Origin of the sequence: uncultured Sunxiuqinia sp., assembly GCF_963974515.1 — a bacterium.
Taxonomy (GTDB): Bacteria; Bacteroidota; Bacteroidia; order Bacteroidales; family Prolixibacteraceae; genus Sunxiuqinia.
On record NZ_CAXBDD010000098.1, the window covers coordinates 1 to 14,725 of the forward strand.

Annotated in this window: 13 protein-coding genes; 5 read left to right on the forward strand and 8 right to left on the reverse strand. The window is 44.6% G+C overall.

Going from position 1 to position 14,725, the window contains the following annotated elements:
• Nucleotides 1-180 precede the first annotated feature (180 nt).
• The 5 genes from AAC033_RS15755 to AAC033_RS15775 all read left to right on the forward strand — a co-directional run bounded on the left by AAC033_RS15755 (nucleotide 181) and on the right by AAC033_RS15775 (nucleotide 7,208).
• Nucleotides 181-1,419 carry a glycosyltransferase N-terminal domain-containing protein gene (locus AAC033_RS15755; protein ID WP_339739843.1) on the forward strand — a complete coding sequence of 413 codons (1,239 nt, stop codon included), beginning with the start codon at nucleotides 181-183 and terminating at the stop codon, nucleotides 1,417-1,419.
• A gap of 320 nt (nucleotides 1,420-1,739) precedes the next feature.
• Entirely contained in the window at nucleotides 1,740-4,301 is a 2,562-nt protein-coding gene (locus AAC033_RS15760; RefSeq protein ID WP_339739845.1) for an adenosylcobalamin-dependent ribonucleoside-diphosphate reductase, read from the forward strand.
• Nucleotides 4,302-4,495: 194 nt separating this feature from the next.
• On the forward strand, nucleotides 4,496-5,332 hold the full coding sequence (locus tag AAC033_RS15765; RefSeq protein WP_339739847.1) for a hypothetical protein: 837 nt from the start codon (nucleotides 4,496-4,498) through the stop codon (nucleotides 5,330-5,332).
• Nucleotides 5,333-5,341: 9 nt separating this feature from the next.
• Nucleotides 5,342-6,391: a histidine kinase gene (locus AAC033_RS15770; RefSeq protein WP_339739849.1), complete on the forward strand. Its 1,050-nt coding sequence runs from the start codon at nucleotides 5,342-5,344 to the stop codon at nucleotides 6,389-6,391.
• A gap of 49 nt (nucleotides 6,392-6,440) precedes the next feature.
• Nucleotides 6,441-7,208 (forward strand): LytTR family DNA-binding domain-containing protein, encoded by a 768-nt coding sequence (locus tag AAC033_RS15775; protein ID WP_339739851.1) that lies wholly within the window; start codon nucleotides 6,441-6,443, stop codon nucleotides 7,206-7,208.
• Between the two features lie 38 nt (nucleotides 7,209-7,246).
• Here the strand turns inward: AAC033_RS15775 and AAC033_RS15780 are convergent, their stop codons facing one another.
• The 8 genes from AAC033_RS15780 to AAC033_RS15815 all read right to left on the reverse strand — a co-directional run bounded on the left by AAC033_RS15780 (nucleotide 7,247) and on the right by AAC033_RS15815 (nucleotide 14,198).
• Nucleotides 7,247-7,441, reverse strand: coding sequence for a hypothetical protein (locus tag AAC033_RS15780; protein ID WP_339739854.1), 195 nt, complete (start codon nucleotides 7,439-7,441; stop codon nucleotides 7,247-7,249).
• A 213-nt stretch (nucleotides 7,442-7,654) separates the two neighbouring features.
• A complete protein-coding gene (gene trpA, locus AAC033_RS15785) occupies nucleotides 7,655-8,443 on the reverse strand; it encodes a tryptophan synthase subunit alpha (protein WP_339739857.1) in 789 nt (262 codons plus the stop codon).
• A 47-nt stretch (nucleotides 8,444-8,490) separates the two neighbouring features.
• The gene (trpB, locus tag AAC033_RS15790) at nucleotides 8,491-9,672 is read right to left on the reverse strand and encodes a tryptophan synthase subunit beta (RefSeq protein ID WP_339739859.1); all 1,182 of its coding nucleotides are present in this window, start codon (nucleotides 9,670-9,672) and stop codon (nucleotides 8,491-8,493) included.
• A 1-nt stretch (nucleotide 9,673) separates the two neighbouring features.
• Nucleotides 9,674-10,315 carry a phosphoribosylanthranilate isomerase gene (locus AAC033_RS15795; protein WP_339739861.1) on the reverse strand — a complete coding sequence of 214 codons (642 nt, stop codon included), beginning with the start codon at nucleotides 10,313-10,315 and terminating at the stop codon, nucleotides 9,674-9,676.
• 51 nt (nucleotides 10,316-10,366) lie between these two features.
• A complete protein-coding gene (gene trpC, locus AAC033_RS15800; RefSeq protein WP_339739863.1) occupies nucleotides 10,367-11,149 on the reverse strand; it encodes an indole-3-glycerol phosphate synthase TrpC in 783 nt (260 codons plus the stop codon).
• 12 nt (nucleotides 11,150-11,161) lie between these two features.
• Nucleotides 11,162-12,151 (reverse strand): anthranilate phosphoribosyltransferase, encoded by a 990-nt coding sequence (gene trpD / locus AAC033_RS15805; RefSeq protein WP_339739865.1) that lies wholly within the window; start codon nucleotides 12,149-12,151, stop codon nucleotides 11,162-11,164.
• 17 nt (nucleotides 12,152-12,168) lie between these two features.
• Entirely contained in the window at nucleotides 12,169-12,780 is a 612-nt protein-coding gene (locus AAC033_RS15810) for an aminodeoxychorismate/anthranilate synthase component II (protein ID WP_339739867.1), read from the reverse strand.
• Between the two features lie 11 nt (nucleotides 12,781-12,791).
• Nucleotides 12,792-14,198 carry an anthranilate synthase component I family protein gene (locus tag AAC033_RS15815; RefSeq protein ID WP_339739869.1) on the reverse strand — a complete coding sequence of 469 codons (1,407 nt, stop codon included), beginning with the start codon at nucleotides 14,196-14,198 and terminating at the stop codon, nucleotides 12,792-12,794.
• Nucleotides 14,199-14,725: the final 527 nt, after the last annotated feature.

Sequence of the window (14,725 nt, forward strand, 5' to 3'; positions counted from 1 at the left end):
GATTGAAGCGATTGACAGTCACCTTGAACAGGTGTTATTTTCATCTCATTCACATTGTTTGCCTCGTTCATATTCGATGGAACTCTCGATGAATTTTAATTCTTCTTATTTGTGAATATGAAGAATGAAAATTCATGTTCGTTTCATTACTTTTGCAAGCAAATCGTAGTACCGGCACTTATGAATTTCCTTTACCAAATCGCCATTCACTTTTATCTTTTGGCTGCACAGATTTCCGCGCTATTCAACGAAAAAGCCCGTCTTTTCATACAGGGACAAAAAAATATTTTCCCTTACCTTGAAAATAAAATGAACCACCAACGCCCAATCATCTGGGTACATTGTGCTTCGCTTGGCGAATTTGAACAAGGAAGACCACTGATTGAGCAAATCAAAAAAGATCACCCGGCTTACCAAATCCTGTTAAGCTTCTTCTCGCCCAGCGGATACGAAATTCGGAAGAACTACGAGCAAGCTGACTACATTTGTTACCTTCCAATTGATACCGCCAGAAACGCCCGCAGGTTCATACAATTGGTCAAGCCCGAAAAAGTATTCTTCATCAAATACGAATTCTGGTTCAACTACATCAACCTGTTAAATAAACAGCAAATCCCGCTGTACTTAGTCTCAGCCATTTTCCGCAAAGAACAGCTATTCTTCAAAACCGGATTCCCGTCAAATTGGTACCGGCGGATTCTCAAAAAAGTCACGCACTTTTTTGTTCAAACCGAAGCTTCAGGCCAATTGCTCTCATCCATCGGCATCAACAACTACACGATAACTGGAGACACCCGCTTTGACCGAGTAGCCGAAATCGCTTCAAACAGTAGACAGCTGCCTTTAATCGAGCAGTTCAAAAACCGACAGCAGCTTATCGTGACTGGCAGCAGCTGGGCGCCCGACGAAGCTTTGCTGATTGACTTTCTGAAACAAAACCAGCAAACCAAAATCATCTTTGCTCCACACGAAGTGAAGGAAAACAACGTCCGACGTTTGATGGACCAACTGCCGGTTCAGGCTGTGCGCTATTCTCAGGCTGAAGGGAAAGACCTGCAGCAGGCGCAGGTTTTGATTGTCGATACCATCGGAGTGCTTTCCAGTATTTACCGATATGCCGACCTGGCTTATATTGGCGGTGGCTTTGGCGTAGGTATTCACAACACGCTGGAAGCTGCCATTTACAACATCCCGGTCATTTTTGGTCCCAATTATCTCAAGTTCCAGGAGGCCGTGAACCTGAAAGAAGTAGGAGCTGCGTTTTCGGTAAACGATTCCGCTGAACTAATCCCGATGTTGAATAATTTGCTGGAAGACGAAAAACTGCGACTGGAAATTGCAAAAAAGTGCCGCAATTTTATGGAACAAAACCTTGGAGCTACACAACAGGTTTTGGAAGAAGTTTTTAACATTCTGTAAATTGAACGACCATTTTCCGCCTCTAAAAGTACAACCGTCGTTTGAGCGACAAGCCTTTACATCCTGTTAACTCTTTTTCGCGCAAGTTAATATCGGGTTTTCTTTTTGGTAAACTTTTCTTAATTATTAAAACCGTATCTATCTTATTACAAGCGTACTAACAAGTTTTAGTTGATAACTTTAGCGGCATTTTCAAAAAATAGTATTCCATTTTTTTCATTTGCATGTTATATTGCATGAAGCAAAAGAGAGATACGAGGATCTGACTTTTGCTCAAGTTTACAAACAGTTAACAAAAACAGCATTTTAATTTTTGGTGTATGGCTTTCAAAAACGTGGCAGTGGAGCCCAAAACGGGCAGGAAAATTTATTCCCAGGAGGAAGCATACCAGGCAACTTTAAGTTATTTCAACGGAGATGATTTGGCGGCAAGGGTATGGATCAACAAGTATGCATTGAAGGATTCTTTTGGCAACATCTATGAAAAGAATCCAGATGATATGCATAAACGACTGGCTAAAGAAATTGCCAGGGTTGAAAAGAAGTATGACAACCCCATGACCGAGGAGCAGGTCTATCAGCTTCTGAAAGATTTTAAGTACATCGTCCCCCAGGGAGGACCAATGACAGGCATTGGTAACGACTACCAAATAGCATCACTCTCCAATTGTTTTGTTGTTGGAAACGAAGGCAACTCGGACTCTTACGGAGGAATCCTAAAGATTGACCAGGAGCAAGTGCAGCTGATGAAGCGCCGCGGAGGTGTTGGACACGATTTGTCGCACATTCGTCCCAAAGGTTCGCCGGTAAAAAATTCGGCCTTAACTTCAACAGGTATTGTTCCATTTATGGAGCGCTATTCCAACTCGACGCGTGAAGTGGCACAAGACGGACGCCGCGGAGCGTTGATGCTTTCCGTATCGGTTAAACACCCCGATTCGGAATCGTTTATTGATGCCAAACTGGAGCAGGGAAAAGTTACCGGAGCCAACGTATCGGTTAAAATCCACGACGATTTCATGCAGTCGGTTGAAAGCGGGGAACCTTACAAACAACAATACCCCATTGACGCCAAAAAACCAACCTACGAAAAAGTTACCGACGCTGAAAAAATCTGGAACAAAATCGTTCATAACGCTTGGAAATCAGCCGAACCTGGCATTCTTTTCTGGGATACCATCATTAAAGAATCAGTTCCTGATTGCTATGCGGACCTGGGTTACAAAACCGTGTCGACCAACCCTTGTGGCGAAATTCCGTTGTGTCCCTACGATAGCTGCCGTTTGCTGGCCGTTAACTTATATTCGTATGTAGAAAAACCCTTTACTGCGGAAGCCAAATTTAACTTCGAACAGTTCAAAGAACATGTTGGCTATGCCCAGCGTATGATGGACGACATCATTGATCTGGAACTGGAGAAAATTGACGCTATCATTGATAAAATTGACGCTGACCCGGAAGATGAGGAAATCAAGTCGATTGAGCGCAAATTATGGGAAAAAATTCAAACCAAAGCGAAAGAAGGACGCCGGACCGGAGTTGGAATCACAGCCGAAGGCGACATGCTGGCAGCCTTGGGATTGCGCTACGGAACTGAAGATGCCACCGATTTCAGTGAAGAAATCCATAAAACACTGGCCATTGAAGCTTATCGCTCGTCGGTAAATCTAGCCAGGGAAAGATCGCCATTTGCGATTTATGATGCCGAACGGGAAAAAAACAATCCGCTCATCAACCGGCTTCGCGAGCAGGACGAAGCATTGTATGCCGACATGGTCAAATATGGCCGTCGCAACATCGCCCTGCTGACCATTGCGCCAACCGGCACAACCAGCTTGATGACCCAAACGACTTCAGGAATTGAACCGGTGTTTATGCCTGTGTACAAACGTCGCCGGAAAGTTAACCCCAACGATAAAGAGGTACGGGTTGATTTTGTCGATGAAGTAGGCGACAGCTGGGAGGAATACATTGTCTTCCACCATAAATTTGTAACCTGGATGAAAGCCAACGGACTGGATACAACCATTAAATACTCGCAGGAAGAACTCGATAAAATGGTTGAGAAATCACCCTATTACAAAGCAACTTCAAACGATGTTGACTGGCTGCGGAAAGTCCGCATGCAGGGCCGTATTCAGAAATGGGTCGATCACTCCATCAGTGTAACCATCAACCTTCCGAATGATGTCGAAGAAGAACTGGTTGGCAAGCTTTATTTCGAAGCGTGGAAGAGCGGCTGCAAAGGTGTAACGGTTTACCGCGACGGCTCGCGTTCAGGCGTGTTATTGTCGAATAAAAAGGACGACAAGAAAAAAGAAAAATTCTCAACGTTCCCAACCAAGCGCCCGGAAGAACTGGAAGCTGACGTGGTGCGTTTCCAGAACAACAAAGACAAGTGGGTAGCATTCATTGGACTGGTTGGTGATCTTCCCTATGAGATTTTCACCGGTTTGCAGGACGATGAAGACGGCATTTTACTTCCCCGTTCGGTGACAAAAGGAAAAATCATTAAAAACCGCGACGAAGATGGCAACTCGCGTTATGACTTCCAATACACCAACAAGCGTGGTTATAAAACTACCATCGAAGGTTTGTCATACAAATTCAACCCGGTATTCTGGAACTACGCGAAACTGATCTCCGGAATTTTGCGCCACGGTATGCCAATTCACAAAGTAGTGGATACGGTAACCAGCCTGCAACTGGACAACGACACCATCAACAGCTGGAAAGCCGGCGTTGCCCGTGCACTGAAAAAATACATTCCCAATGGCACCATTGCCGAAGGAACAGTTTGTGGCGAGTGCGGATCGAACAACGTGATTTACCAGGAAGGCTGTTTGACCTGCCCGGACTGCGGATCATCAAAATGTGGTTAATCAATTGATTCGGTCAAAAATCGAACAAGAAAGGCTTTCACTCAGGTGGAGGCCTTTTTTATTTCCGGTTGGAAGGTGAAAAACGACCATCTGTCCAGTCATTTTAACGATTCAGAAACTTCAAATTGCAGGGACATTGAAACCACCATAGCTTTGAATAAAAATTCAATTCAGAAACTAAAAATTCAAAAGCTATGAAAACAAAAGAAGAATTGTTCACTGTGTTTTTTACCATCCTGTTTTTAACCTGTGCTTTCCTGGCCTCCGGACAACGCCAATCGATCTCGTTTGTGCTGCCATCGAATGATCTTCAGAACCGTCAGCAACACCAGTATCAGGTAGAAACTGATCATCTGAACTTCAATATTTACGGCGATTTTGCCAGCCGAATGCGCATCTCTGGCAAATACACCTCCGGCTTGCCTGGTGGAAAAGTTGAATGGTCCGATGTTTACATGCAGCGATCGGATCAGCCGGAAGGCCCTTTTTCAAGCAAGGAAAGCCTCGATTACGTCAATGGCTTCAGCTACACTTACGAACAGAACATCTTGGCGCCAGAGTTCTTTGCCGGTTTCCCCAACAACTCCGTTGAAGCAAAAAACCTGGTGTGGGACATGGCAGGAATGGAGTTCTTTGCCTGGGGCCATAATGATACGCTGCAACTGAATGTACCCTACCACGCAAACCAGGCCAACGGAAAAGTGGAGTTGGCCGGCCATGGCTTTTTCGATAACCGCGACATTATTCTAACCTGGAAAGGGATGACCACCAACACTGACGAAACCTTGGCCATGATTGATTTCCGGACCATGAATAATAAGCTGGAAGTGCAGGTAGATATGGGCGATCGCCATTTTCAAACCAAAGGGCGCAGCCACTACTGGGGAACGATCTGGCTGTCGGTTGATCAGCAATGCATCGACCGGATTGAGCTGTTCGAAGATGTTGTACTGGAAATTGGATGGAACGACCAAGCTGAAAAAGAACTGGTTGATGTGATTCGTGAGATGCGTGTGACAAAAATTTACTAATTTTCAACCATGAAGCCCGAATCAAAAAAACCAATCTTCAGAACAATCCACTATCACTTGTGGATTGTTCTGGGCAGTTTCATTTTCACCTTGCTTTTCGAAGTTCTATCAGCAAGACAAGTCTTTAGTAACATCTTTTTATACATCTTTTTTCTGATGATCATTCAGGTGGAGCTTTTTGTCTGGCTGGGCGGCAGAATGTTTAACAAACTGAGCTACTCAACGGTCAAGGAATTTATCAACCGGATCATCAAGCGATTGCTGCTTTTTTACCTGCTTGTCTTGCTTCTCGGCTTCGTCCTTTTTGTAGTTACAGGTATCATCCTATCTCTCATACAGGGCGGTAGTCCGGCCGACTTTATTAAAGGAATTCCACAATATGAGATGCGGGGGTTTCTGATTGGATCGGGTATTGGCTTGCTTACCGGCAGCGTGATTTTCTTTGTATCACAGCTCTTTGCGGCAATCAACAGGGTACAAAAACTGAATGAAGAGAAGTTGCAGTACCAGTACCAAACCTTGAAAAACCAGGTCAACCCACACTTTCTCTTCAACAGCCTGAATACCCTTTCGTCGCTGGTTTACACCGATCCGAAACTGGCCGACGAATTTATTCAAAAACTGGCCTCCAGCTACCGCTACTTGCTGGACAACAATCCGAAAGACACGGTGCCGCTGGCTGATGAACTGAAGTTTGTAAAACAGTATTTTTACCTTCACCAACTTCGGGGTAAGGAAAAGTTTCAACTTGAAATGAATGAACCTTTCCCCGGACATTTATCCATTCTGCCAGTTTCGGTACAACTGTTGGTCGAAAATGCGCTAAAGCACAACGCAGCCACCAAAGAAAGTCCGCTGGTTATTAAAATTAAGTTGGAGGAAGAGCATTACATCAGCGTTGAAAACAACAAGCAAGACATTCAATCGTTGGAAAACTCACCGCAAACCGGGTTGAGCAACTTGGCTGAGCGGGTCCGGCAAATTTGCGGTGAAGACGTGATTATTCAGGAATCCTTTGAACATTTTAAAGTGAAAATCCCGTTGATTCATGACAAATAGAAAACCCATGAGCGCAATCAGATATACAATCAATTAATCGCGTTTTTGTATGAGAATAGTAATCATTGAAGATGAAGAACCGGCAGCACGAAAACTTAAAAAACTCCTTTCGGAATTAAGTGAACCAGTTGAGATACTCGACTGCCTGGAGTCGGTAAGCCAAGCGGCCGAATGGTTTTCAACACACGAACAACCGGATTTAGTCTTTATGGACATCCGGCTGGCCGATGGGCTTAGCTTCGAAATTTTCGATTTGGTAGCGATTAACTCCCCTGTCATTTTCACAACCGCTTACAACGAATATGCGCTGAAAGCCTTCAAAGTAAACAGCATTGACTACTTACTAAAGCCCATTGACCCTGACGAGCTTCACAGGGCAATTGAGAAGTACAGAATGTTGTTTTCCAAACCTGCTCAACCGGAGACCAACATACAATCCGGCATGCAGAAACTCCTGGCTGAGTTTGCCAGGTCACACAAAACAAGGTTTTTCATTAAAGTGGGTCAACACTATCGATCCATTCCCGTTCAGGAAATCGAGAGTTTCTTTGTGCAGGAGAAAAGCACCTTTTTGATGCATACTGATGGGAAAGCCATGGATATTGATTATTCGCTCGACCAACTGGGCAACATGCTTGATCCTGCTCTTTTCTTCCGCGTAAACCGGAGTTATTTGGTCAATATCAATTGGATTAAAGATGTGGTAATTTATTCGGGAAGCCGCCTGAAATTGAAACTAGCCAGCGGAAAGTATAATGAACCGATCTTAGTTAGCCGGGATAAAGTATCGCCATTCAAAAAGTGGATGGACCGCTAATAAAAAAGGTCCCAATCGGGACCTTTTCTTTTGTGGCATTATGCAGCAATCGTTGAAAAAACATCATTTAAAATTTCGGGGTACATATCCCCAAAATTTTCATCGCACCATTCGCGCAGTTCATTGAGATCATTTGGGTTCTCAGCCCACTTAGCACATTTGATCAGCTCTTTTCGGAATAAATCCCGGCTAAAGCTAACCTTGGGTAAAATTACTCTTGCATACTCAATCATAGCATCAGAACGTTTAATTAATTACTTCCATTAAGATAACACTTCAAGTTGAATTTTGGTATGTCGGAAAATACCCATTCACACAATTTAACATTACCGCGGAAAATTTTTGTTATTAATGTACTGAAATACAAATGGCTATATTCCTCCATCCACAAACTTGTTTTAAAACATCTTCAAATGTGATCACAACGCAAATAAACAACACAAAAATTAAGCGGTAGTTACAATTCGGACAACAAAATGTGAAATCCGTTCCTCGAGGCTGGCATCCTCTTCCAGCGCCTGCACAAAGGCACTGCCGATAATCGCTCCTGATGCGTATTTACAGGCGTTTGCAAAGGTTTCGTGATTCGAAATTCCAAAACCAATCAAACGGGGATTTTTTAAGTCCAACTGGTTGACCCGCTCAAAATATTCCTCATGAAAATCGGACACCTTATCTTTTGCACCGGTTGTTGAAGAGCTCGAAACCATGTAAATAAAACCGCTTGATGCCTGATCGATTTGCCGAATTCGGGCATCGGATGTTTGTGGAGTAATTAACAGAATATTATGCAGCCCATAGTGCTCAAACAAAGCTAGGTATTCTTCCTGGTATACCGACAGGGGCAAGTCAGGCAAAATCAGCCCGTCTATGCCAACTTCCCGGCATTTTTGACAAAATCTTTCGACTCCAAACTGAATCACCGGGTTCAGGTAGCCCATCAAGATAAGAGGTATTTTTACGGATTCGCGGATAGCGGACAGCTGCTCAAATAGCTTTTTGATGCTCATGCCATTTTTCAAAGCAACGGTACTGCTGTTTTGAATCACTGGTCCGTCTGCCACGGGATCAGAAAATGGCATCCCAATCTCAATCAGGTCCACGCCTTTCTTCTCCAGGGTTTGAATAATGGTTACGGTGTCGTCCAAATTCGGATATCCAGCTGTAAAATACACCGAAAGGATGTTCTCTTTCTTGGTTTGAAAAAGTTGGTTGATTCTATTTTGTGTACTCATCTGTTTTCATGTTATTCATTGGGTGATTGTAATTACTCAACGAATGGTTAATAACCAAAATAATTCAAATACGTTTCCATGTCTTTATCGCCACGCCCCGATAAGTTAACCACAGTCACCTCGTCTGGGCTAAGCTTGATTTTTTTCAGCGCGGCCAACGCATGGGCTGATTCCAGCGCCGGGATAATTCCTTCCAGCTGGGTCAGTTCCAAAGCCGACGCCAACACTTCTTCATCGGTTGCCCACAGGTACTTGGCCCGCTTGGTTTGAAACAGGTGCGCATGCAGTGGCCCAATTCCCGGATAATCCAATCCGGCAGAAATGGAATAGGGTTCCACTATCTGGCCATCTTCAGTCTGCATCAGCATCGATTTGGCACTGTGCAACACACCCACTTTCCCGAGTGTCAAGGTAGCGGCGGTTTCTTTGGTCTCCACACCTTTCCCGGCAGCTTCAACGCCAATCAGTTCCACCGCTTCATTTTCCAGAAAATGATAGAAGGCACCGGCTGCATTGCTTCCGCCACCCACGCAGGCTATCACGCGGGTTGGAAACTCACGTCCGATGTGCTCATCCAGCTGCATTTTTATTTCCTCGCTAATCACCGCCTGAAACTGTGTCACCATATCGGGATACGGATGCGGTCCAACCACCGAACCGATAATGTAGTGCGTATCCACCGGATTATTAATCCAGTCGCGCATCGCTTCATTGGTAGCATCCTTCAACGTCTGGTTGCCCGACACTGCCGGAATAACCTCAGCACCCAGCATTTTCATTTTTTTCACATTGGGTGCCTGACGTTCCACATCCAAAGCTCCCATGTACACAATACATTTCATGCCCATCAGGGCGCAAACAGTAGCGGTGGCTACCCCATGCTGACCAGCCCCGGTCTCGGCAATGATCCGTTTTTTGTTTAAGGATTTGGCCAGCAAAATTTGTCCAATCGTATTGTTGATCTTGTGGGAGCCGGTGTGGTTCAAATCTTCCCGTTTCAGGTAGATGTTTGAACCATATTTCTCGGATAAACGCTTGGCTAAATACAGCGGAGACGGTCGTCCAACGTAATGTTTCAGCAGGTGAATAAAATCCTGCCGAAAATTATACGAGTTGATAATCTCCATGTATCGCTGCTGCAGTTCTTCAATATTGGGGTGCATCATTTCGGGAATGTATGCTCCTCCAAATTCACCGTAATAACCTTTTTTATTGACTTGATAATTCATGTTATGTTGTAATTTTTCTGATTTGATTGATAAAAACCTTGACTTTATGAGTGTCCTTCAAAGCTGGTTCCAGTTCGAACCCGCTGTTAATATCCAGTGCAAACAACTGATCATGCTCAAGTTGGGCCAGCGCATCAACATCATGGGGGCCAATTCCTCCGCTCAAAAAGAAGGGCACCGGCAATTGGTAGTCATGCAACAGATTCCAGTTAAACTTTAGTCCTGTTCCGCCGGGTAATTTGCCTTTCGTGTCGAACAAAAAATAATCAACAGCCCCGATATAGCTTTCAAGTTGGAGAAAATCAAAGTGTTCACCCACGGAAAAAGCTTTAAAAACCTGCAGCCCACCTGCTTTTAAAACCTGACAATATTCGGGGCTTTCATTTCCGTGCAACTGGGCCACTTCAAGTTGAAATTTCGAGCAAATCACCCGGACTTTTTCCAAGTCTTCGTTGACAAATACGCCCACCTTTTGAGTTGATTTGGGAACGAGACTGAAAATCTCCGGCTTGGGGTCTTCACCCACAAAACGCTTCGACTTGGGGTAAAAAATGTACCCCACATAATCAGGCGATGCGTGGAGCAGCTCCCAAATATTTTCGGACTCCCGCATGCCACAGACTTTTATTTTCAGCGTTTTCATTTTGATTGCATTTATTCAACAGGTGACTTCAAATTGCCTGCTGACCAGGTACTACAAACTATGGATAAAATCGGCACATGCGCGCCCCGGATCTTCTGTCTTCATGAAATTTTCACCCATCAAAAACCCCTCAAACCCGGCTTTACGCAGATAGTGAATGTTATCGACCGACGATAAGCCGCTCTCAGAAATCTTGATTAAATCATCGGGCAAAAGTTTACTCAAACGAACCGATGTTTCCAAATCGACCTCAAAGGTTTTCAGGTTTCGGTTATTCACACCCACCAAATCGACCAGCGAATTAAGCTTCTCAATTTCTTCTTCGGTGTGTACTTCAACCAAAATTTCCAGTCCAAGCTCCTTGGCGGTTTCCGAAAGACGCAGCATCTCGTCTTTGCTGAGGCTGGCAGCGATCAGTAAAATCAGGTCAGCGCCATGTGCTTTGGCTTCATAAACCTGGTAGGGATCGAGCATAAAATCTTTCCGCAGAATCGGTGTTCCTGGATTCACGAACCGGGCTTTGGCCAGGTTTTCGAACGATCCGCCAAAATACCTGCGATCAGTTAAAACTGACAATCCTGAAACACCCGCAGCGACATAGCCCGAAGTTACTTCAGTTACTTCCACATTTTCATTAATCACCCCTTTTGATGGTGATTTGGTTTTGAATTCGGCAATAATTCCAGAAGCTCCGTCAGCTTTCAGCGCGGCTTTCAAGGAATTAACTGAACGCCTGAAAAACGGCGACAGCTTCAGTTCTTCCAAACCAACTTTCGCCTTAGCTTGCTCAATCTCCCGGCGCTTATGAACGTTTATTTCATCTAAAATGGTCATTCGGGTTGCAACTTATTTGTTGAATAATTTTTTAAATACCTCCAGCGCCTTTTTACTCTTCAGTGATTCGCTGGCTTCGGCCACACAATCAGCAAGTGATTTCTGGCGATGCATGCATTTGATTGCCAAGGCCGCATTGGCTATCACCACATTTTGCTGAGCCTGCGTTCCGCTTCCTTCCAATATACTGACAAAAATCCGGGCAGCCTCTTCAACCGAATCACCACCGGACAACTCCTCGGGCTTAAGTTTCTTGAAGCCAAAATCAGCAGGCGTCAAATTATCTTCCGTTTCATCAGAGACATAACGCGTGTCTGCAGTCAATGAAACTTCATCGTACCCATCCATGCTATGTACAATCATGTAACGTTGATGACCGTCGCACATCGCCTGGTTATAAAGGTCCATAATCTCCAGATCAGACACGCCGACCAATTGATTTTTTGGTGATGATGGATTCATAATTGGTCCCATAATGTTAAAAAAAGTGCGCACCTTCAAGGCTTTACGAACTGGTCCGACGTATTTCATGGCCGGATGAAAAAGCGGCGCATGAAAAAAGGTAATGCCTGTTTCTTCTACTTCGCGACGCAATTTTACAGTGTCATTGCTGAATTGGTAGCCAAAGTATTCGAACATATTGGATGAACCGCTAACCGAGCTTAGTCCGTAATTTCCGTGTTTGGTCACCTTGTATCCGGCACCGGCCAACACAAAACAACTCAGGGTTGAGATATTGAAGGTGTTTTTTCCATCGCCACCAGTTCCAACCACGTCGATCGTGTTATAGTCTGAAAAATCAACCGGGATGCACAAATTTAGCATGGCTTGCCGAAAGCCTGCCATTTCTTCTCCCTTAATTTTGCGCATCCGAAAAACAGTTAATAAAGCTGCAATTTCAGCTTCTGAAAACTGTCCTTGCCCCACGCGGGTTAATAAATCCTGTGCCTGCGCTTTGGTCAGACTGTTCCCTCCAAATAAATAGTCTAAAGTATCTTTCATTTCATTTAGCTTCAAGTTTACTGATTCGGTTCCAGGGCTCCTGCATCGGGCGAACCATGAAAGCATCTCAACCAATTCTCAATTATTTTTTCACCTTCCGGGGTCAACACCGATTCCGGGTGAAACTGAACACCACGCACATCGTACTCCCTGTGTTTCATCGACATAATCATACCCTGATCATCTCTGCTGGTTACTTCAAAACAAGCGGGCAATCCAGCCTGTTCCACAATCCAGCTGTGATAGCGGCCAGCTTCAAATCGTTCCGGGACATTTTCAAATAAAACGGGATCAGGTGCGAGTTGTTTAACCTCGGTAGCAATCCCATGAAGCACCCGGTTCATATTGGTCAACCTGGCTCCAAAGGCTTCGCCAATGGCTTGATGCCCCAGACAAACGCCCAACATGCTTTTGCGCGGGGCAAACTCACGGATAATATCCAGCAGCAAGCCCGCCTCCTCAGGAATTCCGGGCCCCGGCGACAGCACAATCTTATCGTACTTCTCCAGGTCTTTCAGCTCCAGCTCATCGTTTCGGATAACGTCAACCGGCAGGCCGGACAGCTTTTTAATGGCATGCACCAAATTGTAGGTGAATGAATCGTAATTATCAATGACTACTATTTTCATTGGGTCTGGAATTAAATTTCTTTAGCAATTTCGATGGCTTTTTTCAGGGCAGCCAATTTGTTATTCACTTCCTGCAGTTCGTTTTCTTCTTTCGAATCGGCTACCACACCAGCGCCTGCCTGGTAATAAAGGGTTTTTCCTTTGCTCAAAAACGAGCGGATCATAATGGCATGGTTCAAACTGTTGTCGAAACCCATAAAGCCAATGGCTCCTCCGTAATAACTGCGTCGCTGGTTTTCGTAGCGGTCAATCAACTGTAAGGCCATGTGTTTGGGAGCGCCCGACAAGGTTCCAGCCGGAAACGAGTCGCCCAAAACAGTAACCATGTTGGCATTTTCAGGCAGCCTGCCCGACACTTCGGAAACCAGGTGAATAACATGCGAGAAGTATTGCACTTCGCGATAGCTGTCTACGGTCACATCCTCCGCATTGCGGCTCAAATCGTTTCGTGCCAGGTCGACCAGCATCACGTGCTCGGCATTCTCCTTCGGATCGGCACACAACTGCTCCGCCAAAATCCGGTCCTGCTCATCATTGCCCGACCGTCGGAAGGTTCCGGCAATGGGATTGATGATGGCCCGGCCCTTTTTGATACGCAATTCCGCTTCGGGGCTGGACCCAAAAATCCGGTAATCGCCGTAATCGAAGAAAAACAAGTAAGGCGATGGGTTAACAGACCGCAAGGCGCGGTAAACGTTAAACTCATCGCCTTTATATTTTTGCGCGAACTGGCGTGACAAAACGATCTGGAACACATCGCCCCGATAGCAATGCTCTTTGCCTTTGGTCACCATTTGCCGGTATTCTTCGTCGGTGATGTTGGATGATTCTTCGCCTTCCAGATCGAACTTGGTATCGGGAAACGACAAGTTTTTGAGCAACGACTCAATCTGCCCCATCTCGGCTGTTTCGCCTTCCGGCAGGTTTTCAATTAGCGAAATCATATCTTTGGAATGGTCGATAGCCAAAATGTACTTGTAAAAACAATACTTCACTTCCGGTATCGAATAGGCTTCTTTACGTTCGGCAGTAATATTGATCTTTTCGAAATACTTAATGGAATCGAAACTGAGGTAGCCAAACAGGCCGTTGGCCGGAGTATCATCCACTGCACCAGTCAGCTTGAAGGACTTAAAGAAGGCATCCAGTTCCACTTCAACGGTTTTGTGGTCGTTCACTTCTTTGGTCATCACCTGCTTACCCAGGCAGTCAATTGTGATCACTCCTTGGTCGGCTGTAAAACACGCCATGGGTTTGATGCAAATGAAGGAATACGCATTCTCATTTCCATGATAATCGGAACTTTCAAGCAAAATGGACTGCGGAAACAGCTCCCTGAATTTGAGATAAACACTGACCGGGGTAAGCGTATCGGCCAGGATTTTCTTCACATTCACCTGTACATTGATTGTATGCATTCTATTTCAGTTTTTAAATTTTCGACATAAAAAAAGCGGCTTACCGTGTACCGATAAGCCGCTTTTTTGATCATGACTGGCATGTAAGCTACTCCTCTCCACGGAAATGTGAAAAGTTATTGCGCCACCACCAATTTGTTAACATGATCTGATTCATTTGTATAGTCTTAAAAATACCAATATGGCTATTACCTTCTTAATTGAAGAAGACCCCACCACGGAAGCCATATTGTATTTATATTTTAAATCTTGATTGAACGTTGAAAGTGTAAAAAAATGAATTATTATTCGAATGACCAAATAAAAATTGCCTATTAGTTAAAAAAAGTGTTTTTCCTTAATCTTTGAGTGATTTGGAGCTCATATTAAATCAGACATATCGCAGATGCATCGCTTGCCTAATATTTCAAATCTATTCTGACACATTCGAAAAACCGGACTGTTTTTGCACCGTTCTAAAGGGAACCGTCAGATTTTTCTTCCGGCTCCCTTTAGCTGGGGTAAACCAGAAGAAAGAACGAGCCTCG